The following is a 22,794-nucleotide window of genomic DNA, read 5'->3' as shown; positions in this document are numbered from 1 at the left end:
GAGCGTTCAACGGTGTTGAATGACCGGCATGAGCAACGACGACATCACCCTCACCGCCGGATCCACCATCGGGACGTGGCTCGCCCATCCCGTCGGCGGTGACCTCATCCGCGGGCTGCTCGCGCAGGCCGGCGTCGGGGAGGAGATGCTCGCGCCGGTGCGGACGCTCCCCCTGCAGCAGATGGTCGCGATGTCGAACGGGCAGATGCCGCAGTCCGCGGTCGACGGCCTGGTCCGTGCCGCGAACGGCGGCGAGATCCCGGAGCCGTCCGACGACGGCGCGTGGAAGGAACAGGTCACCGCGGGCCGGTTCGGCGGCAAGACGGTGGTCGTGACCGGCGCCGCCTCCGGGATCGGGCGTGCGACGGCGTCCCGCATCCTCCGGGAAGGGGGCCGCGTCGTCGCCGTGGACGTGTCCGCCGAGCGGCTGGCGTCGCTGGCAGCGTCCGCCACCTCGTTCGACGGCGAGGTCGTCACGGTGACCGGTGACATCACCCAGCAGGACGACGTCGACGCGATCGTGGCGGCCGCGGGTGGCCGGATCGACGCGCTCGCCAACATCGCCGGGATCAACGACGACTTCTCGCCCCTGCACGAGACCAGCGACGCGATGTGGGACCGGGTCATCGGGGTGAACCTCACCGGGGCGTTCAAGCTCTCCCGCGCGGTGCTGCCCGTGATGCTCGCCGCCGGCTCCGGCTCGATCGTGAACGTCGCGTCCGAGGCCGGGCTCCGCGGCAACGCCTCCGGGAACGCCTACACGGTGTCCAAGCACGGTGTGGTCGGGCTGACGAAGAGCGCCGCCTTCATGTACGCGCAGCAGGGCATCCGCGTGAACGCCGTCGCCCCGGGCGGCGTCGCGACCGGGATCCCGATGCCGCCGCACGTGTCGGAGGTCGGGGCGGCGCGGCTCGGGCCGTTCCAGGCGGCGATCCCGTCGCTGGCGACCGCCGAGCAGCTCGCGGCGTCGATCACCTTCCTGCTGAGCGACGACGGGGTCAACATCAACGGTGCGGTGCTCGCGTCGGACGGTGGCTGGTCCGTCCAGTGAGGTCGGTGCCCGTCGACTACCGGGGCGTGACGAGGTCCTGCACCACGCGGCCGTAGCGTTGCACCAGGTCCGACCGGTCGGCGGCGAGCAGCGTCTCGTCGCCGACCACCCACAGGGCGTAGAGCAGCCCGCCGACCGTGGCGGCCGCGAGCGATGCGCGGAGCTCCGCGTCCGGCCCGCTCATGCGTTCGCGGAGCGGGTCGACGACCGACCGGAGGTGCTGGCGCCGGAGCTCCGAGCCGACCTCGTCCGAGTCGCTGGCGTGGATGAGCGCCAGGAAGGTCGAGCGGACCTCCGGCTCGGTGCCGAGCAGGTACCCGATGAACCGCTCGCCGATCGTCTCGACTGTGCCCTCGGTGAGCGGGAAGTGCGGCAGCCGACCGGCCATCGCGGCGACGAACAGGCCGTCCTTCGAGCCGAAGTGGTGGATGACGAGTGCGGCGTCGGCCCCGGCGTCGCGGCCGATGTCACGGAGCGAGGTGCCGCCGTACCCGTTGGCCACGAACAGCCGGCCGGCGGACGCGAGGATCGCCGCGCGCTTGGTCCGAGGCTCGTCCGTCACGCTCGAATCGTAGTCGGGGGTGCTGCTGGTCGGTGTACCGACGGTGCCTCCCTCCCGGCGCCGTGCGCTCCTACGGTGGCGGGATGGACGACGACAGGAGCACGCACCTCGTGCGCACTCGCCTCTCGTTCGGGCAGCGCATCGCGACGTGGTGGACGGTGAGCACCGAGATCCACGAGCTCACGCGGGATCGCGAGCGCGAGGAGCGCGTGCGCGCGGAGGCGGCGGTGCGGTTGGCGCCCGGCCCGTGGGCGATCGCCGACCTGTTCCGCCGCCGCTGACGCCGCCTCCGCTGACACCGGCGCTGCGGCGGCGCTGCGGCGTCGTCGCTCAGCTCCCGAGCCGGGACAGCTCCTCGAACTCCTCGTCGGAGAGCGTGACGTTCGCACCAGCGAGGTTGTCCTCCAGGTGCGCGACGCTCGACGTCCCGGGGATCGGCAGCACGACCGGCGACCGCTTGAGCAACCACGCGAGGGCGAGCTGCGCGGGCGTCGCGTCGTGCTGCTTCGCGAGGTCGGTCAGGGGCGAGTCCTCCCCGGTCAGCCCACCGGTGGCGAGCGGGAACCACGGGATGAACGCGATGCCCTGGTCGGTGGACCAGTCGAGGAGCTCCTCGGCGTCGCGCTTCTGCAGGTTGTAGAGGTTCTGCACGGAGACGATCGTGGCGATCGCCTGCGCCGCCTGCACCTCGTCGACGGACACCTCGGAGAGCCCGATGTGCCGGATCTTGCCCTCGTCCTGGAGCTTCGCCAGCTCCCCGACCTGGTCCTCGAGCGGGACCTTCGGGTCGATGCGGTGCAGCTGGAACAGGTCGATGCGCTCGAGCCCGAGGCGGCGGAGGCTCATCTCGGCTTCCTGGCGGAGGTACTCCGGGCGACCCACCGGCGGCCACTCGTTCGGACCGGTGCGGGTCAGGCCGGCCTTCGTCGCGATCACGATGTCGTCGCCGTAGGGGTGCAGCGCCTCGTGGAGCAGGTCCTCGGCGACGTACGGGCCGTAGCTGTCGGCCGTGTCGAAGAAGTCGACGCCGAGCTCGACGGCGCGCTTGAGGACACGGATCGCCTCGTCGTGGTCCTTCGGCGGACCCCACACGCCGGGTCCGGTGAGCTGCATCGTGCCGTAGCCGAGTCGGTTGACCTCGAGGTCGCCGCCGATGCGGAAGGTGCCGGAGGCGTCAGCGGGACGGGTGGTGGTGTCAGTGCCAGTCGTCATCAGTCCGGTGTACGCCGTGCGGTGACGAGCCCGCTCAGCGCGCAGGTCGCGGGTACGGGGTCTCGCCCCGCTCCAGCATCCCGACGAGCTTGGTGAGCCGGTTCGTCCGCGCGGTCGCACTCGGCGCGGAGGTGATCCGGAACAGCACGGCGTACCGGTTCGTACGGTCGAGCTCGTCGAACAGGGCAGCGGCTGCGGGGGACGCGTCGAGCGCCGCCCGGAGGTCCTCCGGCACCCTCGCCCCGGCGGCACCCGCGTACGCCCGGTCCCAGCGCCCGTCGGCCTTCGCCCGGTCCACCTCTGCCTGGCCGCGGGCGCGCATCCGCCCGTCCGCGACGAGCGTCGCGACGAGGCCGATGTTCCGCTCCGACCACAGGGACGCCTTCCGCCGCGGGGTGAACCGCTGCAGGAAGGTGGCGGCGTCCAGGGAGCGCTTCTGCCCGTCGATCCACCCGGAGCAGAGCGCCTCGTCGAGCGCTTCGGCGTAGGTCACCGAGGTCGGTTCCGTAGTCCCCTTCTTCGCCAGGACGAGCCACACCCCGTCGGACTCGTCGTCGTGCGCGACGAGCCAGTCCCGCCAGGCGGCGGCGTCGGCGACGACGAAGGGATCGATGTCCACGGCGCACATCGTAGGACTCCCACGACTACCGTCTCCCACAACCGGCCCACAGGGGCCACGAAGGGAACACTCATCATGAGCAGCACTTCTGCTTCTGGCCGTCCGACATCGGTCACCATCTCGTTCGTCCTCTGGCTCATCACGGTCCTCATCGGCATCATCGGCGGCATCGTGAGCCTGTTCTCGTCGGGTTCGCAGGCAACGGACTCGATGGGCACGACCGCCGTCGTGATCGGCGGCGTCATCGGCATCGTGATCGCACTGGTCCAGCTGTTCATCGTGTTCCGGATGCGCGACGGCCGGAACTGGGCGCGCATCGTGCTGCTGGTCCTGGCGATCCTGCAGGTCCTCGGCGTCGTGAGCGCGTTCAGCATCGTCGGCACGATCGGCCTCATCGCCGTGATCATCGCCACGATCCTGATGTTCCTCCCCGCGTCGAACGCGTACTTCCGCCGCTGACGCGTCGCGCTCGCGGCGCTCGCGGCGCCCGCACCCTCGGGCGCCCGCACCGCGGCACTAGCAAGACCGGCTCGCACCACGGGAACACGTGGTGCGAGCCGGTTTCGGTTGTGCGGAGCCGATCGGCACCGCGGACGCGGCGCGGCTCACACCCAGTGCGGCTGCGCGAACACCCCGCCGGGGTCGACCTGCTCCGCGATGCGGTGCAGCCGCGAGGTGTTCACGTCGAAGTACGCGGACGGGTCCGTGATCGCCGCGTCGCAGTAGTTCGCGTAGGCGCCGGAGCCCCACGCGGGCGTCATCGCCTTGCGGAAGCCCCGGACGTAGGCATCGAACGGCGCCGGGTCGGCTCCGTCCCGGAACGCCGCGGTGTACTGCACCGTGCAGAGCGCTGACCGCCACGGGAAGGCACTGTCCGTCCGCCCCACGTCCGACACGACGCCGCCGAGGGCATCGAGCGCGACCCCGCCCTCGGTCAGTCCCGAGACGTGCGACGCGGCCGCAGCGTGCTGCACGAGCAGGTCGATCTGGGAATCGGTCAGTGCCGCCGATCCGATCGAGGACGTGGCCGACTGGGACACGCGCTGCGCTCCCCCGCCGAGCTTCGCCATCGCCGTCCCGTAACTCATGTCGGTCGCGGTATGTGTCGTCGGCGTCACTCCGACCGACCGGATGAAACCGTCGACGGAGGTGTCCGCCCCCGATTTCTCGCCGGTCCAGACCCCGGTGATGGTCACGGTCGGCGTGCTGTGCCGGGAACCGCCGAGCAGCTTCAGGGTCGACCAGAGCTTCGGGTCCGCCTTCGGCGCCCACGCCTGCCAAGCGCGTACCACCCGCGCGGCGGCCGACCAGGGGAAGACGATGGTGACGAGCAGGACGGGAGGCGCGGGCTGGGTCCGGAACGTCATCGACGTCACGACGCCCACGGTTCCGCCGCCCCCGCCGCGGCAGGCCCAGAACAGGTCCGGTTCGCTCGTGGACGAGACCCGGTGCACGGCGCCGTCCGCCGTCACGAGCGTGACGCCCGTGAGTTGGTCGCACGTCAGACCGAACGAGCGGACGAGCACGCCGACACCGCCGCCGAGCGTGAGTCCGCCGATGCCGACGGTCGGGCAGGAGCCGGCCCCGATCGCCCGGCCGGCCTTCGCGAGCGCCGCGTAGACGTCACCGAGCTCGGCGCCCGGGCCGATCGTGACCGAGTCGCCGGACACCTCGATGCCGTCGAGCGCCGCCGTGCTGATCACGAGCGAGCGCGGGACGTCCGTGCCCGAGGCCCCGCCCGCCGACCAGCCCGTGTACGAGTGACCGCCGGAGCGGAGCGCCACCGGGGTGTTCGTGTTCCGCGCGAAGGCCAGACCTGCCGTGACGTCGTCCGCGTTCGCGACGCGGAGGATCCCCTGCGGATCGGCGTCGTCGTAGCGCGGGTTCCGGAGGACGCGTGCACCGTCCCATCCCTGCGAGCCGGAGCGGAGGAGCGTGCCCGTCGTCGCGGCGGCGAGGGCGGACCAGGTCGTCGGCCCGGTCGTCGTGGACGGCGTCGGACCCGGCGTCCGGGACGGGGTGGGCGTCGAGGACGGTGACCCCGTCGGTGTCGGGGACGGCCCGGAGCAGGCGGCGAGCACACCGGCGATGCCGAGTCCGACGCCGCCGGCGATGAGCGCCCGTCGCGTGGTGGTGGTCGTGCTGGGGGTGCTCGTGCTGCCTTCGCGCGGTTCCGTCACCGCACCTGTCTACCCCGTCGCGGAGCTGATCCGGACGGCTGCGGCCCAGTCGTGCACCCACGCCGGCAGTACGAGGTCCGACGGTGCACCGCCGAAGACGTCGAGGAGCTCCTCGGTCGACACCGTGCCGCCGGTGACCCGGAGGAAGCGCGCCTGGACGACCGCCCGCGCCACGACGGTGCCGCGCCGCAGGAACGTCTGCTCCATGTACGCCGATCGCTCGTCCACGCCGAGCACCCGCGTCACGAGTTCGAACCGCTGCCCGAGCGTCAGCGACCGCTTGTACGTGATCGTCTGCGCGGCGACCACCGGGTACCAGCCGCGGTCCGACAGCTCCTGCCAGAAACCGGAGCGGATCATCAGGTCCATCCGCCCGAGGTCGAGCATCGAGAGGTACTTCCCGTTGTTCACGTGCCGCAACGGGTCGAGGTCCGTCGGGACCACCCGGAACGGCGTCCGCGCCTCGTCCCAGAGCGACAGGCGCGAGGCGCGGCGCGTGCGGAGGCGCAGGAGCAGCAGACGGAAGTACAGGTTCACGCTCTGATCACAGCACGAGTAGACCGGGGAGCATGCAGACACGCAAGCTCAACGACCTCGACGTGGGAGCGATCGGCCTCGGCACGATGGGGATGAGCGCCTTCTACACGGGCGCCGGCACCGACGACGACGAGTCGGTGCGCACCATCCACCGTGCGATCGACCTCGGCGTCACCCTCTTCGACACCGCAGAGGCCTACGGGCCGTACACGAACGAGGAGCTCCTCCGCCGGGCCCTCGCCGACCGCCGCGACGACGTCGTGATCGCCACGAAGTTCGGGCTGATCACCCACACCGCCGACGAGATCACGCCGAGCAGCCAGCGCGGCATCAGTTCGTCACCGGAGTCCGTGCGGATCGCGCTCGAAGGGTCGCTCCAGCGCCTCGGGACCGATCACGTCGATCTCTGGTACCAGCACCGCGTCGACCCGGACGTCCCCATCGAGGACGTCATCGGCCAGCTCGCTCAGTTCGTCCAGGAGGGCAAGATCCGCCACATCGGGCTCTCCGAGGCGAGTGCCGCGACGATCCGGAAGGCGCACGCCGTCCACCCGATCACGGCGCTCCAGAGCGAGTACTCGCTCTGGACGCGCGACCCCGAGGGCGAGGTGCTCGACACCCTCCGCGAGCTCGGCATCGGGCTGGTGCCGTACTCGCCGCTCGGCCGCGGGTTCCTCACCGGTGCGATCACGAAGCCCTCCGACCTCGACGCCGACGACTTCCGCCTGGCGAACCCCCGGTTCCAGGAAGAGGCCTTCGCCACGAACATGCGCATCGTCGACGAGGTCAAGCACGTCGCGGACGAGGTCGGTGGGACGCCGGCGCAGGTCGCGCTCGCCTGGCTCCTCGCCCAGGGCGACGACATCGTCCCGATCCCCGGGACGAAGCGCGTCAGCCGCCTCGAGGAGAACGTCGGCGCGGCCGACCTCACCCTCTCCGCCGAGCAGGTGGAGCGGCTGTCGGCGCTGCCGGCCCCGACCGGCGACCGCTACCCCGACATGTCGACGATCGGGCGGTAGCGGCTCAGACGTCGGCGGCGAACCCCGCCGCTCGCAGCTGCAGGTCCTCGATGCGCCGGAGGCGGGCCGCCTCCACGTCGAAGCCCTCGTAGGCGAGCGGCGGGGTCTGCCGGACGTTCCGTGAGCACTGGAAGTCCTGGCAGACGAGCGTCCCGACCGTGTTGCCGTTCCGTCCCGCCTTGCCGGACCGCTTCGCGCTGTAGAACACGACGTCGTTCGGGAGCTTCACGTCCTGGCACCAGGTGCACTGTGCGCGGGAGCGCGGCGATGCCTCGGCCTGCCGGAAGAGGATCCCGACGAGTTCTCCGTCGAGCGTCGGCACGACGACGTACGCGCGACGGCCGATCTTCGGGTCGCGCCAGCCGAGGTAGTCCAGGTCCTCGAACGACAGGGTGTCGAAGTCGGCGGGCAGCGTGATGTCGCTGGTCTCCTTGCGGGAGGCGTTGACGAAGGACGCGCGGATGGTGGTCTCGCTGATGGGCAGCATGGGGTGAGCCGTTCTGTGATGTCGTCCGGGGCGCTGGTCGGCGCCGCACCGGGCGGTTCTTCCGAGGATGGGTCGACGAGTGCGGCCGTGTCGGACGACACAGCCGGGGGCGTCAGGCCCTGATGCCGGCTGGGGCGCCGACGACCTCCTCGGGATGGTTGCTCACGACACCAGCCTACGAGGGCCTGTCAAGGGCGACCCGTGACGAGCACGAGCGACCCGTCGTAGGAGGGCTGCACCCGGAGGGGACCGTGGCGGTCGTCCCACGCACCGGACTCCAGCGCCGTGCGGAGTGCGGCGACCGAGCGGGCGGCACTCATCTCGTCGACGAAGGCCCACGCCGAGTTCGCCCGGCGCGCTCCGGGATCGAGCAGCCGCTCGGGCCGGCCGTAGTACGCCTCGGAGAATCCGTCGACGCACGTGAACGGGATGGGCAGCCGGGTCGTCGTGACCTCGCCGCCCAGTGCCGCGGCGATCCGGTCGAGCGCGGGGTAGCGGCGGGCCTCGGTGGCCATCACGTCGGGGGCGTACTCGGCGAGCCAGTAGTCCTGGACGCGCTCGGGGTCGCAGGTCATCACGACGACCGGGCCCCGTGTGACCCGACGCATCTCGGCGAGACCGCGCTCGACGTCCTGCCACTGGTGCACGGAGAACGTCGTCATCGCGGCGTCGAACGTGTCGTCCTCGAAGGGCAGGTCCTCCGCGGTGGCGTCGATCGCCCGGGCGAGCTCCGGCGGACGCTGGGCGCGCATCGACTCCGAGGGTTCGACGGCGGTCACGTCCCGGTCACGGGGTTCGTACGAACCGGCACCGGCGCCGACGTTGAGCACCGTGCGGGCGTCGCCGAGTTCCTTCGCGATCGCCCGGCCGAAGGACGGCTCGGGGCGGCGGTAGCGGCCGTACCCGGCGCCGATCGCGCCGTAGTCCGCGTCCCCCGCTGAGCCGTCCGCAGTCCTCGTCACGCCGTCAGCCTACGGCCGGGTCAGTCGACCGACTCGGACTCCGCTTCGCGCAGGGCGGCGACACGCTCCGCACGCTCGGTCGCGGCCCACGTCCCGAGGAGCGCGAGCGAACGCTCGGAGGACGACCCGGGCTCGGCGCTGTACGTGAACATCGTCAGCCCGGGGTCGGCGACGAGGTCGAGTGCCTCGTAGTCGAGCTCGAGGTCGCCGACGACGGGGTGGGCGATCCGCTTCTTGCCGGTGCGGTGCAGCCGGACGTCGTGCTCGGCCCACCACGTGCGGAACTCCTCGCTGCGGGTGGAGAGCTCCCCGACGAGCGTCACGAGGCCGGGCTCGCAGGGGTTCGCGACGGCGGCGGCGCGGAGGATCGCCACGGAGTCCCGGGCGGTCTGCGGCCAGTCGATGAAGAACGAGCGCGCAGCGGGGTCGAGGAACGTGAAGCGTGCGGAGTTCACGGGGCGACCGGGGCCGGCGAACATCGGTGCGTACAGGGCCCGGCCGAGCTCGTTCGCGGCGAGGACGTCGCCGCGCTCGTTCCGTACCCACGCCGGCGCACCGGTGATCGCGTCGAGCAGCCGCTGCACGCCGGGACGGATCCGGGTCGGCATGGTCTTGTGCATCATCTTCACGCCGGAGTTCGCCAGGCGGGCGAGGTCCCAGAGGTGCGTGCGCTCGTCCGTGTCGAGCTGCAGTGCTCCGGCGAGGCCCTCGAGCACGCTGTCCGAGACGCCCTTCAGCGTGCCGCGCTCGAGCCGCGTGTAGTAGTCGACGCTGACGCCAGCGAGCATCGCGACCTCGTGCCGACGGAGTCCGGGTACCCGCCGTACTCCCCCGCCGAAGGACGGCATGCCGGCCTGCTCGGGGGTGATCCGCGCCCGCCGCGAGGACAGGAAGTCGCGGATCTCGTTGCGCACGTCGATACCCATGGTCCACAGGCTACGTCGTGGCGCCTGGCCCGAGGCAGGTACCACCGCAACCCGTCACCTGACGGGAGGCTCGTGGCGGCGTCGCCACGGGCCTCCCGTCCGTCACCGGGTCGCGGTCTCCCTGATGGCGACGCGTGCGACGCGGTGACCGTCCATGCGGGTCACCTCGAGACGGTGGTCCCCCACCTCGACGACGTCACCGACCTCGGGGACGCGGTCCAGGTGCACCTGCACCAGGCCGCCGACCGTCTCGTAGTCCCCGTCCGGCAGTGCCGGCCCGCCGTCCGCGACGAGGTCCTCGAGCACCGTGGCGCCGTCCACGTCACCGGTCGCGCGGACCGGGGCGTCGTACTCGTCGCGGATCGGACCGACGAGGTCCTCGAGCAGGGCCTCCAGCGTGACCATGCCGGCGCTCCCGCCGTACTCGTCGACGACCAGCGCGATCTGCGTGCCCGCGGTCCGCATCTCGGCGATCGTGCTCGACAGGGACTTCGTCTCCGGGAACGCGACGATCGGCCGGCTGATGGTGCGGACGTCGGCGCCCGGATCGACGGGCCGGAGCAGGTCGCGGAGGTGCACGAATCCGGTGACCTCGTCGCGGGAGCCGTCCGTCACGACGTACCGCGTGTGGCCGAGGTCGAGTGCGGCGTCGGTGGCCTCGGCGATGCTCTGCCGGCCGTGCAGGGTCGCGACGTCGTACCAGGGGCGCATCGACTCGCGGAGGATCCGGCCCTGGGCGTCGAGCGCGCTGCGGGCGATGCGGCGCCCCTGCTCGTCGATCGCGTCGTGCTCCGACACCAGCCCGCGGAGCTCCTCGGTGCTCATCGACTCGCTCCGGGCGTCCGGGTCCCCGCCGAGCAGCCGGACGACCGCGTCCGTGCTCCGCGACAGCACCCAGATCGCCGGGCGCATCAGGGTCGCGAAGCGGTCGAGCGTCGGCGCGACGAGCATCGAGAAGCCCTCGGCGCGCTGCAGTGCCAGGCGCTTGGGGACCAGCTCGCCGAACACGAGCGACAGGTAGGCGATGACCAGGGTCATCGCGATCAGGGCGACGGTCTCCGCCGTGCCGGTCGCCAGACCGAGCCCGACGAAGAGCGGTGCGACGTCCGGTGCGATCGAGGACGCACCGTACGCGGCGGAGAAGAAGCCGGCGACGGTCACGCCGATCTGCACGGCGGAGAGGAAGCGGTTCGGGTCACGGCCGAGTGCGGCGACCCGGGCACCGCGGCTCCCCCGGTGCTCGAGCTGCTGGAGCTGGGATTCGCGGAGGGACACGAGCGCGATCTCGGCGGCGGCGAACACCCCGCCGACCAGCACGAAGACGACGACGAGTCCGAAGGCGATCCAGGTGTCCACCCCTGTGATCCTGCACAGGTTCGCTGGGTGACCGGCCCGGAACCCGTGGGGAAGCGTCTAGAGCGACCGGCCCGTGTGGGACTCGATCCACGCGCGGGGGTCGACCGGCAGCGTGCCGTCCATCAGCACCTCGAGGTGCAGGTGCGCGCCCGTGGACACACCCGAGGAACCGACGTTGCCGACGAACTCGCCGGCCTCGACGCGGTCGCCGACCTTGAGCGGCGACGAACCGGGGATCATGTGGCCGTACAGCGTGGAGACCTCGCGCCCGTCGACCACATGGTCGATGACGACGGCGTTGCCGTAGGAGAAGTACGTCCCCGAGACCCGGACCGTCCCCGCGGCGACGGCACCGATCGGGGCGCCCATGCCCGGGTTGAAGTCGAGGCCCTGGTGCAGCGACGAGCACGCGGCGCAGGGGGCCGTGCGGTAGCCGAAGCCGGAGCTCATCCGGACCGGGGTCGGGAACGGCGAGCGGACCTCCCCGCCGAGCGTGACTTCGGCTCCGGGGGTGCTGCCGCCGCTGCCGCCGACCGTGAAGCCGTCGCGCGTCGTGGTGGCCGTGGCGACCGCCTGGGTCACGGCGAAGTCCTGCGTGCGGACGATCGGGGCGAGGGTCGAGGTGGCGCTCGAGGTGCCGGCGCTCGCGTGGGCCGGCATCGCGGACGCGGCGAACATCGCGACCGCGGCGATCGCGCTGGTGAGCGTGATGCGGCTGGTGCGCTGCTTCGTGGTGGTCGGGGCGGGCTGCTTCGGCACGGGCCGCCGACGCTTCGCTGCTGCTGCTGCTGCTGCTGCTGCTGCTGCCGCCCGCTCTGCCGCGAGGGCAGCACGACGCGAGTGGTGCACGACCGGGGAGTCGGGCTGCTGGTCTGCGTCGAGTGGTGTCGTCATGGCCGCAGACCATTCTGCACGAACCTGTCCGGTTGTACAGCCCCCAGTCGGCGTCACCTGTCGCGTCACTGGTCGTGGAGACGACGCTCCAGCCAGTTCGACAACCAACCGGCCGGGACGAGCAGCAGCAGCCAGTACGCTCCGCCACCCGGCACGAGCACCGCGCCGACGAGTGCCACCACGAGCGCGATGAACGTCACGGTGCCGTCCACCGGGTGGAGCATCGCGCGGCCGTCCTCGCGGATGAGCGCCGGATCGCGCCAGACCGTCCACTGCATCACGGTCATGCTCAGGCTCGCCATCGCGATCGTCCCGATGTAGAGCGCGTTCACACCGCGGTCGTGGGTCGTCTGGGCGATGAGGTTCGACGAGAACGGCAGGAACGCGATGCTCGCCAGCCAGACGAAGTTCACGCGCAGGACGATGTTCGAGTAGGACTGCGTCGCCTCGAACAGCCGGTGGTGGGAGAGCCACAGGCGCGAGATCACGACGAAGCTGACGAAGAACGCGATGATCGTCCCGACGTTCTCCCCCAGGAGCTTGCCGAGCGACTCGTGCTCGATGTCGTCGGCGACGTCGACGAGCGGCAGGAGCAGCAGCGTGATCGCGATCGCGACGGTCGCGTCGGAGAAGTTGACCAGCCGGTCGAGACCCCGGTCGGTGCGCAGCGTCCGTGCCATGCCGCCAGCCTAGGGCGCTGGCGGGCGTGTCGGCCCGCAGATCAGTAGTGTCCGAGGAGCAGCGAGCGGAAGGACCCCTCATGGCCCGAACGCCCCGGGAACGCCACGAACCGATCGACCTCCAGCACGCCGAGGTCGTCCTGGCCGGCACGCAGGACCTCCTGCCGGTGCTCCGCGTCGCAGCGGTACGCGCCGGCGTCGATGCCGCACGGCTGCGGGTGGTCGGCGTCGACGACCTGCCGGATCCCGCGGAGACCGGCAACGCCGAACTCGCGGTCATCGCGATCCGACGCCCGGGCGACGACCCCGCCTTCCACCGCGCGCACGAGGCGGCGGAGACGATCAGCCCGCTCCTCGCTCCGCACGCGGTCCGCATCGTCGTGACCGTGTCCGGTGCCACCCGGCTCGCGCCGAAGCTGGAGCGCACGCTGACGACCGAGGTGCTGCACCAGATGGGTGCCGCCGCGGCGCCGACCGGCTTGAAGCGGCCGTTCCGGAACCTGCGGATGCGGCTCGGGCTCGCGGCGCTGCAGACCGCCGGCGTGCGGGTGTTCCGCGTCACGATCGGCCACTGAGCACCGCGGTCGCGTGGGTCAGCCGGTCGGGCCCCCGCGCAGTTCGAGCGCGATCTGCTCGGCGTCGAGGTTCTGCAGCACCGACTCGAGCACCTCGGCGTCGAACGTGCCGTCGTCGCGGGCGTCGAGGAGCGCCGACCGCTGCGCGTCGAGCACCTGGAGCCGCCGCACCTTCTCCCGCCCGAACCAGGCACGGAGTTCCGCCGGGTCCGTCGCCTCGAGTTCTTCGCGCGTGCGCGGCGTGAACCCGTCCGGGGCGGTGGCGTTGACGGATTCCGCAGCGTCCCGCATGACGGTCATCAGGCGTTGGCGTTCCTCGGTGTCCTTCGCCGTGCTGTCGGTCGTCGGCGGACTGATCCGGCGGAGCAGCGGGCCGATCGTCCCGCCCTGGACGAGCAGGGACAGCCCGGCGACGGCGAACGCGATGAAGACGAGGAGCGACTTCTGCGGGGCGGTGTCGGGGAGCGTCTGCGCGGCGGCGACCGTGACCGCCCCGCGCATGCCCGCCCAGACCACGGCGGTGCCCTCGCGCCACCCGAGCGGCGCGTTCCTGAAGTACTGGATGTCCGCGAGCGTCTGCCGCACCCGGGTGCCGAAGCGCTCGAGGTCCCGCTCGGACGGCGGACGGTTCCCGAACCGGTGGTCCTGCAGCGCCTGACTCGTGGACTGGGTGTCGGCGTTCTGGAACCCCTGCAGTCGCTCCTGCATCCGGGCACCGCGCTTCGCACTCTTCGACAGGCCGAAGAGCAGCGGCACCACGTAGGCCGTCCGGACGAGCACCGTCAGCACGAGCGCGCCGACCGCGATGAGGAGCGCGGGGCCGATGCCGGCGTGGTCCTGCTGCACGTCGGTGACGATCGACGCGAGCTCGAGCCCCATCACGAGGAACACCGCGCCCTCGAGCACGAACTCGACGGTGCCCCAGTTCTGCGCGTCGGAGAGGCGGTGGCTCGGCGGCAGGACCCTGGGGGCGCGGATCCCGGTGACGAGCCCGGCGACGACCGCGGCGACGAGGCCGGACGCGTGCAGGGCCTCGGCCGGGATCGACGCGGCGAACGGCACCGCGAACGACAGCGCCGTGTTGACGGTCGCGTTCGGGACGCGGGCGCGGACGCGGAGGTTCAGCCACCCGATGACGAGTCCGATGGCGACCGCGACGGCGACCGCGAACGCGAAGTCGCCCACCGCACCCCAGAACGAGAACGACGCGGCAGCGGCGACGATCGCGGTGCGCAGGAGCACGAGGGCGGTGGCGTCGTTGAGCAGCGACTCCCCGTCGAGGATCGCGATGACCCGTCGGGACACCGAGGTCTGCTTCACGATCGAGGTCGCGACGGCGTCGGTCGGGCTGACGATGGCCCCGAGGGCGATCCCCCACGCGAGCCCGAGGCCCGGGATCGCCCAGGCGAAGAACAGGCCCAGCACGACGGAACTCGCGACGACGAGCACCACCGACAGGCCGCTGATCGCGCCGAACTCCCGTCGGAAGTTCATCGTCGGCATCGACACGGCCGACGAGTACAGCAGCGGTGGGAGGACCCCGGCGAGGATCCACTCGGGGTCGATCTCGGCGTTCGGGATCCACGGGACCAGGCTCGCGACGATGCCGACCGCGACGAGCACCAGGGGCGCGGCGATGCCGATCCGGGGTCCGATCACCGCGGCGCCCGCGATGACCAGGATGGCGACGAGGCCGACGACGAGGAGTTCTGTCACCGCCCCAGCGTGACACCGATCGGCGGATCTAGTCCGCTTCGGGCCCCTGGCTGTGGAGTGCGGCGGCGTTCACCGCGTGGTGCGGTACGACCTCGGCGGCCACGAACGCCAGACTGCCGGCGACCAGCGTGAGTGCGAGGGCGCCCGCGGCGATCGCGGTACCGATCCGCCGCAGGCGCGTCGCGGAGCGGCGGTTGCGCGGGGCGAAGCGGGCGATGCCGCGCACCGGATCGGGCCCGACCAGCCACGGGCCGCTGCCGTCCGGGTCGTACGAGAACGGGCCGGAGCCGTCGGGGGCGTACCGGTACGGGCCGGAGCCGTCGGAGGCGTACGCGGAGCGGAGGTCCTCGGCGGTCCACCCGTGGTCCTCGGGGCGTTGTCGTGCGGTGGCCATGGTGTGCTCCTCTCGAACACCTCCATTGCACGACGCTTCGCTATGACGCTCCATTGCGGCGTCTGGACGGTGGCTGGGAGACGTCTCGGCAATGTATCTTGATGTCGAGACATCACTCACCACGAGTAGCGTGGAAGCACCGACGCGCGAACAAGGGAGTACCCGCCAGCATGGCCAAGATCATCTACACGCTCACGGACGAGGCGCCGTTCCTCGCCACCCACTCCTTCCTCCCCGTCATCCAGGCGTTCGCCGGCACCGCCGGTGTCGACGTCGAGACACGGGACATCTCCCTCTCCGGCCGGATCATCGCGCTCTTCCCCGAGCGGCTCAGCGACGAGCAGCGACTCGACGACGCACTGGCCGAGCTGGGCGACCTCGCGAAGACCCCCGAGGCGAACATCATCAAGCTGCCGAACATCTCGGCATCGATCCCGCAGCTCAAGACCGCCATCAAGGAGCTCCAGTCGCAGGGCTACGACCTGCCGGAGTACCCGGACGAGCCGACGACCGACGCCGAGCGCGACGTCCGCGCCCGCTACGACAAGGTCAAGGGCAGCGCCGTGAACCCGGTCCTGCGCGAGGGCAACTCCGACCGCCGTGCCCCGCTCTCGGTGAAGAACTACGCCCGCAAGCACCCGCACCGCATGGGCGCGTGGAGCCCGGAATCGAAGACGAACGTCGTCACGATGGGCGTCGACGACTTCCGCTCCAACGAGAAGACCTGGGTCGCCCCGGCCGACGACACCCTGACGATCACGTTCGTCGGTGCGGACGGCAGCGAGCAGGTGCTCAAGCAGTCGATCCCGGTCCTCGCGGGAGAGGTCATCGACGGCACCGTCCTGCACGTGGGGCCGCTCGAGCAGTTCCTCCGCGCGCAGATCAAGCGCGCCCAGGACGAGGGGATCCTGTTCTCGGTCCACCTCAAGGCCACGATGATGAAGGTCTCCGACCCGATCATCTTCGGCCACGTCATCCGAGCCTTCTTCCCCGACGTGTTCGACCGCTACGGCGCCGACCTCGCCGCTGCCGGGCTGACCCCGAACGACGGCCTCAACTCGATCCTCACCGGACTCGACGCGCTGCCGAACGGCGCGGAGATCACGCAGGCCTTCACGGACGGCATCGCCGCGGGGCCCGAGCTCGCGATGGTCGACTCCGACAAGGGCATCACGAACCTGCACGTGCCGAGCGACGTCATCGTCGACGCGTCGATGCCGGCGATGATCCGCACCTCCGGGCACATGTGGGGGCCGGACGGCGACGAGCACGACACCATCGCCGTGATCCCCGACTCGAGCTACGCCGGCATCTACCAGGCCGTCATCGAGGACTGCCGCGCCAACGGTGCGTTCGACCCGTCCACCATGGGCTCGGTGCCGAACGTCGGCCTCATGGCGCAGAAGGCCGAGGAGTACGGCTCCCACGACAAGACCTTCGAGGTCCCCGGTGACGGCACGGTCCGTGTGACGAACGCCGCCGGCGACGTCGTCATCGAGCACCAGGTCGCCCAGGGCGACATCTGGCGTGCCTGCCAGACCAAGGACGTCGCCATCCGCGACTGGGTGAAGCTCGCCGTCACCCGTGCCCGCGCCTCCGAGACGCCCGCGGTCTTCTGGCTCGACGAGAGCCGCTCGCACGACGCTGCGCTCATCGAGCTCGTCCACCGCTACCTCGGCGAGCACGACACCGACGGCCTGCAGATCGAGGTGCTGTCCCCGGTCGACGCGATGGCCTTCTCGCTCGAGCGTATCCGCCGCGGCGAGGACACCATCTCCGTCACGGGCAACGTGCTCCGCGACTACCTCACCGACCTGTTCCCGATCATGGAGCTCGGCACGTCCGCCAAGATGCTCTCGGTCGTCCCGCTCCTGGGTGGCGGTGGCCTGTTCGAGACCGGTGCCGGTGGTTCCGCGCCGAAGCACGTGCAGCAGCTCGTGCAGCAGAACTACCTGCGCTGGGACAGCCTCGGCGAGTTCCTGGCACTGGCGGTCTCCCTCGAGCACCTCGCCGGCGTGACGGGCAACCAGCGCGCGAAGATCCTCGGCGAGACGCTCGACCGCGCGACCGGGACCTTCCTCGAGGAGGACAAGTCCCCCGGTCGCAAGCTCGGCACGATCGACAACCGCGGCAGCCACTTCTTCCTCGCGAAGTACTGGGCCGAAGAGCTCGCGGCGCAGACCGAGGACACCGAGCTCGCAGCGGCGTTCGCGGAGATCGCCGGGCAGCTCGACGCCCAGGAAGCCACGATCGTCGACGAACTCGTCGCGGTCCAGGGCTCCCCGGCCGACATCGGTGGCTACTACCGCCCCGACGACGCCAAGACGAGCGCGATCATGCGCCCGTCCGCGACGCTGAACGCGGTGCTGGCCGCGCTGTAGGCGCACCACCCCACGGACGGGAGGCCCGGTGCCGGCTGGCACCGGGCCGCCCGTCCGTCCGTGGTCGCGCCCGCCCCCGCCACGTGACGCTCGTCACCGGTCATGAATCACCGGTCACGTCCGCCGACCGGTCACTTCCTGTCGCTCCCCGGTGTGAACGGCGACGGATCCCGACCACTCAGCGGGCCCGAGCGGGGTGTCGCGACCGGTCAGCGGGAGGGGACCGGCGGGCCGACGCTCAGCAGCACCACGAACACGAGCACGACCAGCACCACACCGACCAGGGCAGCGGCCAACGGGTGCGCGACCACGACGAAGAGCAGGCGGTCGAGCGGCCCCGGACGCCCAGACGAGGACGATCGGCGCCAGGGCCCGTCGAGCATGCCCCGGCGGGCGACGCCGATCTCGAACGGCAGCGTCGTGTAGGGCACGATCGCACTCGCCCAGCCGAGGAGCGTCGTCCGGAACGACCACCGCTGGTTCACCGCGACGACCGTCGTCACGACGAGGTACGCCAGGAACACGAAGCCGTGCACGCTGCCGCCGATGCGCACCGGCAGGTCCCCCAGGCCGGCGCCGTACTCCAGCAGCATGCCCACGAGGAGCATCGTCCAGGTCACGAGTTCGGCGACCGCCAGGGCGCGGAACAGGGATCGAGGCGTCATGCGCTCCATGGTCCCGGACCCGGGATGGGAGACCCCCGCGCGCGTTCCTTCCCACATCGCGCGCAATGGGAAGGCGAATCGCGCGTGGGAGGTCGGAACTTCGGGCTGCCTACGCGCGATTCGACCACCTACGCGCGATTCGACCACCGACGCGCGATTCCGCTGCCGACGCGCGATTCCGCTGCCCCGCCGGACCGGCGGAGAACCCGTGACACGCCGACGGTCGTATCGATTCGACCCGAGCCTCCGGTAGCGTCGATGTCATGTCGACGACGACGAACACGACGACGGATGCAACACGCACGCTCCGCGTCGGGGTGGTGGGTCTCGGGTTCGCCGGGACCACGCACCTCGATGCCTACACGGCACTGCCGGGGGTCGAGGTGGTGGCGCTCGCAGGACAGGAGACCGCGCGGCTCGCCGAACTCGCCGAGACCCGGCACGTGCCGAACACGTACGCGGACTGGCAGGACCTGGTGGCGCGGGACGACCTCGACATCGTCTCGATCGGCGTCCCGAACGCGCTGCACCACCCGATCGCGGTGGCCGCGCTCGAGTCCGGCAAGCACGTCTTCTGCGAGAAGCCCCTCGCCACGACCGGGGACCAGGCCCAGGAGATGGTCGACGCCGCCGTGCGGAACGACCGCGTCCTCGAGGTCGCCTACAACCACCGGCGCCGCGCGGACGTCGAGTTCCTCGCGAACCACCTGCACGCCGACGGCGGCCCGAACCCGCTCGGCCACGTCTACCACGCCCGCGCGAGCTGGCTCCGTCGCGCCGGGATCCCCGGCATCCAGAGCTGGTTCGCGAACAAGGAGACCGCGGGCGGGGGCCCGCTCATCGACCTCGGGTCCCACGTCCTCGACATCGCGCTGCACCTGATGGGCGAGCCGAAGGTCGTCACGGCGAGCGCGGTCGCGTACAACGAGCTCGGCAGTGCCGGCCGTGGCGGCAGCGTCCGCACGCCGGTGTCCGCCGCGACCGGTCGGCCCTTCGACGTCGAGGACTTCGCGAGCGCGCTCCTCCGGTTCGAGGACGGGTCGAGCCTGCAGCTCCAGGCGAGCTGGGCGTCCTACTCGAAGGACGTCGAGGACATCGAGGTCGAGCTCCTCGGCTCGACCGGCGGCGCACGGCTGTTCGTCCGCGACTACGCGACCGAGGGCACGGTGACGCTCTACTCCGACGAGCAGGGCGTCCCGACCGTCACGCGACCCGGGGTGCAGGTGCCGGCCGGGCACCACCAGCGGGTCATCGAGGAGTTCATCGCGACCATCCGGAGCGGCCTGCACGACGGCCACCACGGGGAGTTCGCGCTGCACCGGAGCCGTGTCGTCGACGCGATCTACGCGTCAGCGGCTGCCGGGCACGAAATGGAGGTGCAGGCGTGACCAACATCGTCGTCTGGAACGAGAACGTGCACGAGTCCCGCGGGGACGAGACCGTGCTGGGGCACTACCCGAACGGCATCCACACCGTCGTCGCCGACGCGCTGCGGGAGCACCACCCGGACGCCGACGTCAGCACGGCGACCCTGCAGGAACCGGAGCACGGGCTGACCCAGGAGCGCCTCGACGCCACGGACGTGCTGTTCTGGTGGGGGCACGTCGCCCACGGCGAGGTCGCGGACGAGGTCGTCGACCGCGTGGTCACCGCCGTGCAGTCCGGCATGGGCCTGGTGGTCCTGCACTCCGGGCACTACTCGAAGCCGTTCACCCGGCTGATGGGCACGACGTGCTCGCTGAAGTGGCGGAACGACGGGGAGCGCGAGCTGGTCTGGACGATCGCCCCGGAGCACCCGATCGCGAAGGGCGTCCCGCACCCGATCGTCATCGACCGCCAGGAGATGTACGGCGAGCACTTCGACATCCCGCGGCCCGACGAAGAGGTCTTCCTCTCGACGTTCGAGGGTGGCGAGGTGTTCCGCTCCGGCGTCGGCTACCACCGGGGCCTCGGGAAGGTGTTCTACTTCTCCCCCGGCGACCAGGAGTACCCGGTGTACCACCACCCGGACATCCGCCGGGTCCTCGCGAACGCCGCCGAGTGGGCCGCCCCGACGTCGGCGCGTCGTGCGCTGACGGCGGACCAGCACCCGCGGGACTGGTTCCTGGACCCCGCTCGGGGTAGACAGGACGCGTGAGCTCCACAGCAGAGACGTCCGCTCGCCGGACCGCCGTCGTCGAGGCCCTCGGCATCCTCGGCAGCGGTCCGGAAGAGCGGTTCGACCGCATCACCCGGATGACCCAGCAGGCGTTCGGGGTGCCGATCAGCTTCCTGAACCTCGTGCACGACGACGTGGCGACCGCGCAGTCCGCGCAGGGCTGGCAGCAGGGCGGCAGCGCCCCGGCGAGCCAGGTGTTCTGCTCGACCACGGTCCTGCAGGACGAGCCGCTGGTCGTCCCGGACGCCACGCTCGACCCGCGCTTCAGTTCGCTGGCCGCGGTCACCGGCGAACCGGGCATCCGCTTCTACGCGGGCGCTCCCCTGACGATGGCGGACGGCACGGCCGTCGGCACGCTCTGCATCATGGACGCACGGCCGCGCGAGCTCACCGCCGAGGACGTCGAGCTGCTCCGTGACCTGGCCCGCTGGGCGGAGCGCGAGCTCGGCCACGCGATGGACCGTGACCGGGTGCGGAAGGTCCTCGACGGGCTCACCCCGGAGCCCGTGGACGTCGAGGGACACGACCTCGACGTCGTCTCCTCGGCTCGGCAGGACTCCGGCGACGTCCTCGACTGGCGGGTCGCCGCGGACGGCACGCTCCGGCTGACGATCGGCACGATCTCGGCCGCCGGCCGGGCCGCGGCGCTCCTCGCGTCCACGATGCGGGCAGCCGTCGTCGCCCGCACGGACGTCCCGCTGGGGTCCGACGGCCCCTCCCTGGAGGCCCAGATCGCCGCCGACCTGACCGCTGCGGACGCCGTCGGGTCGCTCTTCCACGCCCGCGTCGACCCGGCGACGGGGATCGTGACGTGGGTGGACGCCGGTCACGGCATGGCGCTCCACGTGCGCGCCGACGGCACCGCGGCGGTGCTCCGCTCCCACGACCTGCCGATCGGGCTGCAGCCGACCGGCACGTCCAGGACGCACGGCACCCTGACGCTCGCGCCGGGTGACCGGCTCGTGCTGTTCACCGCGGGCACCCTGGCGCTCGAGGGACTCCCCGACGTCGACGCCGTCGCGACGATGGCCGCCGACGACGGTGCCGCCGGAGCCGGATCGTTCGCCGACCGGGTCCGTGCACTGCTGCCGACGGCCCCGGACGCGGACGTCACGGTCGTGGTGCTGCGCCGCCACCCGGAGTCGACCCACCGCTGAGCGTCGGCCGGGTCAGCGCGACCACGAGGAGCGTCGCGAGCAGCCCGAACCCGCAGAGCTCGATGCCGAGGCCCGCGAGCTGCCAGTAGGCGCTGCCGACGTGCTGCGGCTGCGTGACGGCGTCCGGCCACCAGGCCTCGATCAGCGGGAAGGAGCCGGGGAACGGGTCGAGCGCGAAGACCGCGAGGCCGCCGAGCAGCATCACGACACCGAGTGCCGCCATCGCGCCGCGGCTCGCCCGGAGCATCCGCACGACCAGGGCCGCCGCGATGCCGACGAGTCCGAGGACCGCGACGAGGAAGGCCGCGACGAAGGCGCCCTGCGGCACGAGGGTGAACCAGTCGAGCACGATGATCGGCAGCAGGAGCCACCGTCCTGTCCGCGCCCAGCGCCCCGGGTTCCGCCATCCGTCCATGCCGGAACGGTAGGGCACGGTGCCTGACGGGCGCCGGTGAACGCGGCCGGTGGACGCGGGCGTCCCGCATCGGCGCGGCCGCTACGATCACGGGATGGCCCAGGACGGACGCGCGCGACAGCAGCGGGCGGTCCTCACCCGGACCGCGGTCCTCGAGGGCGCTGCACGGGAGTTCGACGAGCGCGGGTACGTCGGTGCGTCGATGGACGGCGTCGCGGACCGCGCCGGCGTCACGAAGGGCGCGCTGTACTTCCACTTCGCCTCGAAGGCCGACCTCGCCGCCGCCGTGATCGCCGAGCAGCACGCGATCTCCCGGCGGTACGGGGCGGAAGCGCTGGCGAAGGCGAGCTCGCCGCTCGAGGCGATGATGTGGATGTCCCAGGGCCTCGCGACGCAGATGGTGTCCGAGGTCGCGGTCAGCGCCGGCATCCGGCTCTCCACCGAAGCGGCCACGAGCGAGGTCGCCCGGTCGGACCCCTACACGGACTGGATGGCGGTCACCGCGGACCTGATGCGGCAGGGCATCGCCGCGGGCCAGGTGGACGAGCGCTGGGACCCGGAGCTGCTCGGGCGTGTGATCATCCCCGCGTACACGGGGGTGCAGACGGTGTCGGACGTCCTCGCCGACCGATCGGACCTGTTCGAACGGCTGCGGGACCTCTGGACGGTGCTCCTCGCGGCGATCGTCACCGATGCCGTGCGGCCGGAGATCCCGCGTCTCGTCGGGATCATCGCACCGGCCGGGGCTCCCTGAGGCTCCGACCGGCGGTGCGGGTCACGGGTCCCCCCACGATGGCACCCGTGCATCCGACGCTATGAAGATACCAAGCGGTAGGTTCCGTCCGCCC

The 22,794-nt window shown here is 71.6% G+C and carries 25 protein-coding genes; 10 read left to right on the top strand and 15 right to left on the bottom strand.

What is annotated here, in order from left to right; all coding sequences use genetic code 11:
- The first annotated feature begins 28 nt into the window (after positions 1–28).
- Positions 29–1,051 carry an SDR family NAD(P)-dependent oxidoreductase gene (locus EDF24_RS02280; RefSeq protein WP_123701416.1) on the top strand — a complete coding sequence of 341 codons (1,023 nt, stop codon included), beginning with the start codon at positions 29–31 and terminating at the stop codon, positions 1,049–1,051.
- Positions 1,052–1,067: 16 nt separating this feature from the next.
- On the opposite strand, the gene EDF24_RS02275 is transcribed toward EDF24_RS02280, so the two are convergent.
- The gene (locus EDF24_RS02275; RefSeq protein ID WP_123654976.1) at positions 1,068–1,613 is read right to left on the bottom strand and encodes a TetR family transcriptional regulator; all 546 of its coding nucleotides are present in this window, start codon (positions 1,611–1,613) and stop codon (positions 1,068–1,070) included.
- A gap of 83 nt (positions 1,614–1,696) precedes the next feature.
- Between EDF24_RS02275 and EDF24_RS02270 the strand changes: the two genes are divergently transcribed.
- Positions 1,697–1,894 carry a hypothetical protein gene (locus EDF24_RS02270; RefSeq protein WP_148070774.1) on the top strand — a complete coding sequence of 66 codons (198 nt, stop codon included), beginning with the start codon at positions 1,697–1,699 and terminating at the stop codon, positions 1,892–1,894.
- 49 nt (positions 1,895–1,943) lie between these two features.
- Here the strand turns inward: EDF24_RS02270 and EDF24_RS02265 are convergent, their stop codons facing one another.
- Positions 1,944–2,825 (bottom strand): aldo/keto reductase, encoded by an 882-nt coding sequence (locus tag EDF24_RS02265; RefSeq protein WP_123700980.1) that lies wholly within the window; start codon positions 2,823–2,825, stop codon positions 1,944–1,946.
- A gap of 34 nt (positions 2,826–2,859) precedes the next feature.
- Positions 2,860–3,453 carry a YdeI family protein gene (locus EDF24_RS02260; RefSeq protein ID WP_123700979.1) on the bottom strand — a complete coding sequence of 198 codons (594 nt, stop codon included), beginning with the start codon at positions 3,451–3,453 and terminating at the stop codon, positions 2,860–2,862.
- A gap of 66 nt (positions 3,454–3,519) precedes the next feature.
- On the opposite strand from EDF24_RS02260, the gene EDF24_RS02255 reads away from it, so the two are divergent.
- The gene (locus EDF24_RS02255; protein WP_123654972.1) at positions 3,520–3,903 is read left to right on the top strand and encodes a hypothetical protein; all 384 of its coding nucleotides are present in this window, start codon (positions 3,520–3,522) and stop codon (positions 3,901–3,903) included.
- A 146-nt stretch (positions 3,904–4,049) separates the two neighbouring features.
- Here EDF24_RS02255 and EDF24_RS02250 read toward each other — a convergent pair whose 3' ends face one another.
- Both EDF24_RS02250 and EDF24_RS02245 read right to left on the bottom strand, forming a co-directional pair.
- Positions 4,050–5,624: an FAD-binding oxidoreductase gene (locus EDF24_RS02250; RefSeq protein ID WP_123700978.1), complete on the bottom strand. Its 1,575-nt coding sequence runs from the start codon at positions 5,622–5,624 to the stop codon at positions 4,050–4,052.
- 9 nt (positions 5,625–5,633) lie between these two features.
- Positions 5,634–6,161: a thioesterase family protein gene (locus EDF24_RS02245; protein ID WP_123700977.1), complete on the bottom strand. Its 528-nt coding sequence runs from the start codon at positions 6,159–6,161 to the stop codon at positions 5,634–5,636.
- 32 nt (positions 6,162–6,193) lie between these two features.
- On the opposite strand from EDF24_RS02245, the gene EDF24_RS02240 reads away from it, so the two are divergent.
- Complete coding sequence (locus EDF24_RS02240) at positions 6,194–7,180, top strand: aldo/keto reductase (RefSeq protein ID WP_123700976.1); 987 nt, start codon at positions 6,194–6,196, stop codon at positions 7,178–7,180.
- Between the two features lie 4 nt (positions 7,181–7,184).
- Here EDF24_RS02240 and EDF24_RS02235 read toward each other — a convergent pair whose 3' ends face one another.
- The 6 genes from EDF24_RS02235 to EDF24_RS02210 form a co-directional block, all read right to left on the bottom strand.
- Positions 7,185–7,667 (bottom strand): FBP domain-containing protein, encoded by a 483-nt coding sequence (locus EDF24_RS02235; RefSeq protein WP_123700975.1) that lies wholly within the window; start codon positions 7,665–7,667, stop codon positions 7,185–7,187.
- Positions 7,668–7,855: 188 nt separating this feature from the next.
- A complete protein-coding gene (locus tag EDF24_RS02230; protein WP_123700974.1) occupies positions 7,856–8,629 on the bottom strand; it encodes a class I SAM-dependent methyltransferase in 774 nt (257 codons plus the stop codon).
- Between the two features lie 20 nt (positions 8,630–8,649).
- On the bottom strand, positions 8,650–9,555 hold the full coding sequence (locus EDF24_RS02225; protein WP_185017325.1) for a helix-turn-helix domain-containing protein: 906 nt from the start codon (positions 9,553–9,555) through the stop codon (positions 8,650–8,652).
- 102 nt (positions 9,556–9,657) lie between these two features.
- A complete protein-coding gene (locus tag EDF24_RS02220; RefSeq protein ID WP_123700973.1) occupies positions 9,658–10,911 on the bottom strand; it encodes a hemolysin family protein in 1,254 nt (417 codons plus the stop codon).
- Between the two features lie 57 nt (positions 10,912–10,968).
- Complete coding sequence (locus tag EDF24_RS02215; protein ID WP_123700972.1) at positions 10,969–11,805, bottom strand: M23 family metallopeptidase; 837 nt, start codon at positions 11,803–11,805, stop codon at positions 10,969–10,971.
- A gap of 65 nt (positions 11,806–11,870) precedes the next feature.
- The gene (locus EDF24_RS02210) at positions 11,871–12,485 is read right to left on the bottom strand and encodes a TMEM175 family protein (protein ID WP_123700971.1); all 615 of its coding nucleotides are present in this window, start codon (positions 12,483–12,485) and stop codon (positions 11,871–11,873) included.
- 80 nt (positions 12,486–12,565) lie between these two features.
- On the opposite strand from EDF24_RS02210, the gene EDF24_RS02205 reads away from it, so the two are divergent.
- Positions 12,566–13,060 carry a hypothetical protein gene (locus EDF24_RS02205; RefSeq protein ID WP_123700970.1) on the top strand — a complete coding sequence of 165 codons (495 nt, stop codon included), beginning with the start codon at positions 12,566–12,568 and terminating at the stop codon, positions 13,058–13,060.
- 18 nt (positions 13,061–13,078) lie between these two features.
- Here the strand turns inward: EDF24_RS02205 and EDF24_RS02200 are convergent, their stop codons facing one another.
- Both EDF24_RS02200 and EDF24_RS02195 read right to left on the bottom strand, forming a co-directional pair.
- On the bottom strand, positions 13,079–14,776 hold the full coding sequence (locus EDF24_RS02200; RefSeq protein WP_123700969.1) for a sodium:proton antiporter: 1,698 nt from the start codon (positions 14,774–14,776) through the stop codon (positions 13,079–13,081).
- Between the two features lie 28 nt (positions 14,777–14,804).
- Positions 14,805–15,170, bottom strand: a complete 366-nt coding sequence (locus EDF24_RS02195; RefSeq protein WP_123700968.1) for a hypothetical protein — start codon at positions 15,168–15,170, stop codon at positions 14,805–14,807.
- Between the two features lie 170 nt (positions 15,171–15,340).
- On the opposite strand from EDF24_RS02195, the gene EDF24_RS02190 reads away from it, so the two are divergent.
- Positions 15,341–17,551 (top strand): NADP-dependent isocitrate dehydrogenase, encoded by a 2,211-nt coding sequence (locus tag EDF24_RS02190; protein ID WP_123700967.1) that lies wholly within the window; start codon positions 15,341–15,343, stop codon positions 17,549–17,551.
- Between the two features lie 209 nt (positions 17,552–17,760).
- Here EDF24_RS02190 and EDF24_RS02185 read toward each other — a convergent pair whose 3' ends face one another.
- A complete protein-coding gene (locus tag EDF24_RS02185) occupies positions 17,761–18,216 on the bottom strand; it encodes a DUF3817 domain-containing protein (protein WP_123700966.1) in 456 nt (151 codons plus the stop codon).
- 263 nt (positions 18,217–18,479) lie between these two features.
- Between EDF24_RS02185 and EDF24_RS02180 the strand changes: the two genes are divergently transcribed.
- The 3 genes from EDF24_RS02180 to EDF24_RS02170 are packed head-to-tail and all read left to right on the top strand — an operon-like array spanning position 18,480 to position 21,531.
- Entirely contained in the window at positions 18,480–19,604 is a 1,125-nt protein-coding gene (locus EDF24_RS02180) for a Gfo/Idh/MocA family protein (RefSeq protein ID WP_123700965.1), read from the top strand.
- Entirely contained in the window at positions 19,601–20,353 is a 753-nt protein-coding gene (locus EDF24_RS02175) for a ThuA domain-containing protein (RefSeq protein ID WP_123654957.1), read from the top strand. Before EDF24_RS02180 ends, EDF24_RS02175 begins: the two co-directional genes overlap by 4 nt.
- Positions 20,350–21,531, top strand: coding sequence for a GAF domain-containing protein (locus EDF24_RS02170; RefSeq protein WP_123700964.1), 1,182 nt, complete (start codon positions 20,350–20,352; stop codon positions 21,529–21,531). The genes EDF24_RS02175 and EDF24_RS02170 overlap by 4 nt, the downstream gene beginning before the upstream one ends.
- On the opposite strand, the gene EDF24_RS02165 is transcribed toward EDF24_RS02170, so the two are convergent.
- Complete coding sequence (locus EDF24_RS02165; RefSeq protein WP_123700963.1) at positions 21,485–21,946, bottom strand: hypothetical protein; 462 nt, start codon at positions 21,944–21,946, stop codon at positions 21,485–21,487. The two genes, EDF24_RS02170 and EDF24_RS02165, sit on opposite strands and share 47 nt — an antisense overlap.
- A 94-nt stretch (positions 21,947–22,040) precedes the next feature.
- Between EDF24_RS02165 and EDF24_RS02160 the strand changes: the two genes are divergently transcribed.
- Entirely contained in the window at positions 22,041–22,700 is a 660-nt protein-coding gene (locus EDF24_RS02160; RefSeq protein ID WP_123654954.1) for a ScbR family autoregulator-binding transcription factor, read from the top strand.
- Positions 22,701–22,794 lie beyond the last annotated feature (94 nt).

Origin of the sequence: Curtobacterium sp. PhB130, assembly GCF_003755165.1 — a bacterium.
GTDB lineage: Bacteria > Actinomycetota > Actinomycetes > Actinomycetales > Microbacteriaceae > Curtobacterium.
The sequence above is the reverse complement of the archived record's forward strand: the minus strand, read 5'-3'. Positions and strand labels throughout refer to the sequence as shown.

Excerpts from the sequence above, each read along its gene's own strand:
- EDF24_RS02160 (WP_123654954.1), top strand. The coding sequence starts at position 22,041 with ATGGCCCAGGACGGACGCGCGCGACAGCAGCGGGCGGTCCTCACCCGG.
- EDF24_RS02210 (WP_123700971.1), bottom strand. The coding sequence starts at position 12,485 with ATGGCACGGACGCTGCGCACCGACCGGGGTCTCGACCGGCTGGTCAAC.
- EDF24_RS02280 (WP_123701416.1), top strand. The coding sequence starts at position 29 with ATGAGCAACGACGACATCACCCTCACCGCCGGATCCACCATCGGGACG.
- EDF24_RS02195 (WP_123700968.1), bottom strand. The coding sequence starts at position 15,170 with ATGGCCACCGCACGACAACGCCCCGAGGACCACGGGTGGACCGCCGAG.
- EDF24_RS02265 (WP_123700980.1), bottom strand. The coding sequence starts at position 2,825 with ATGACGACTGGCACTGACACCACCACCCGTCCCGCTGACGCCTCCGGC.
- EDF24_RS02270 (WP_148070774.1), top strand. The coding sequence starts at position 1,697 with ATGGACGACGACAGGAGCACGCACCTCGTGCGCACTCGCCTCTCGTTC.
- EDF24_RS02225 (WP_185017325.1), bottom strand. The coding sequence starts at position 9,555 with ATGGGTATCGACGTGCGCAACGAGATCCGCGACTTCCTGTCCTCGCGG.
- EDF24_RS02255 (WP_123654972.1), top strand. The coding sequence starts at position 3,520 with ATGAGCAGCACTTCTGCTTCTGGCCGTCCGACATCGGTCACCATCTCG.
- EDF24_RS02205 (WP_123700970.1), top strand. The coding sequence starts at position 12,566 with ATGGCCCGAACGCCCCGGGAACGCCACGAACCGATCGACCTCCAGCAC.
- EDF24_RS02235 (WP_123700975.1), bottom strand. The coding sequence starts at position 7,667 with ATGCTGCCCATCAGCGAGACCACCATCCGCGCGTCCTTCGTCAACGCC.
- EDF24_RS02180 (WP_123700965.1), top strand. The coding sequence starts at position 18,480 with ATGTCGACGACGACGAACACGACGACGGATGCAACACGCACGCTCCGC.
- EDF24_RS02185 (WP_123700966.1), bottom strand. The coding sequence starts at position 18,216 with ATGACGCCTCGATCCCTGTTCCGCGCCCTGGCGGTCGCCGAACTCGTG.
- EDF24_RS02165 (WP_123700963.1), bottom strand. The coding sequence starts at position 21,946 with ATGGACGGATGGCGGAACCCGGGGCGCTGGGCGCGGACAGGACGGTGG.
- EDF24_RS02190 (WP_123700967.1), top strand. The coding sequence starts at position 15,341 with ATGGCCAAGATCATCTACACGCTCACGGACGAGGCGCCGTTCCTCGCC.
- EDF24_RS02215 (WP_123700972.1), bottom strand. The coding sequence starts at position 11,805 with ATGACGACACCACTCGACGCAGACCAGCAGCCCGACTCCCCGGTCGTG.
- EDF24_RS02240 (WP_123700976.1), top strand. The coding sequence starts at position 6,194 with ATGCAGACACGCAAGCTCAACGACCTCGACGTGGGAGCGATCGGCCTC.
- EDF24_RS02260 (WP_123700979.1), bottom strand. The coding sequence starts at position 3,453 with ATGTGCGCCGTGGACATCGATCCCTTCGTCGTCGCCGACGCCGCCGCC.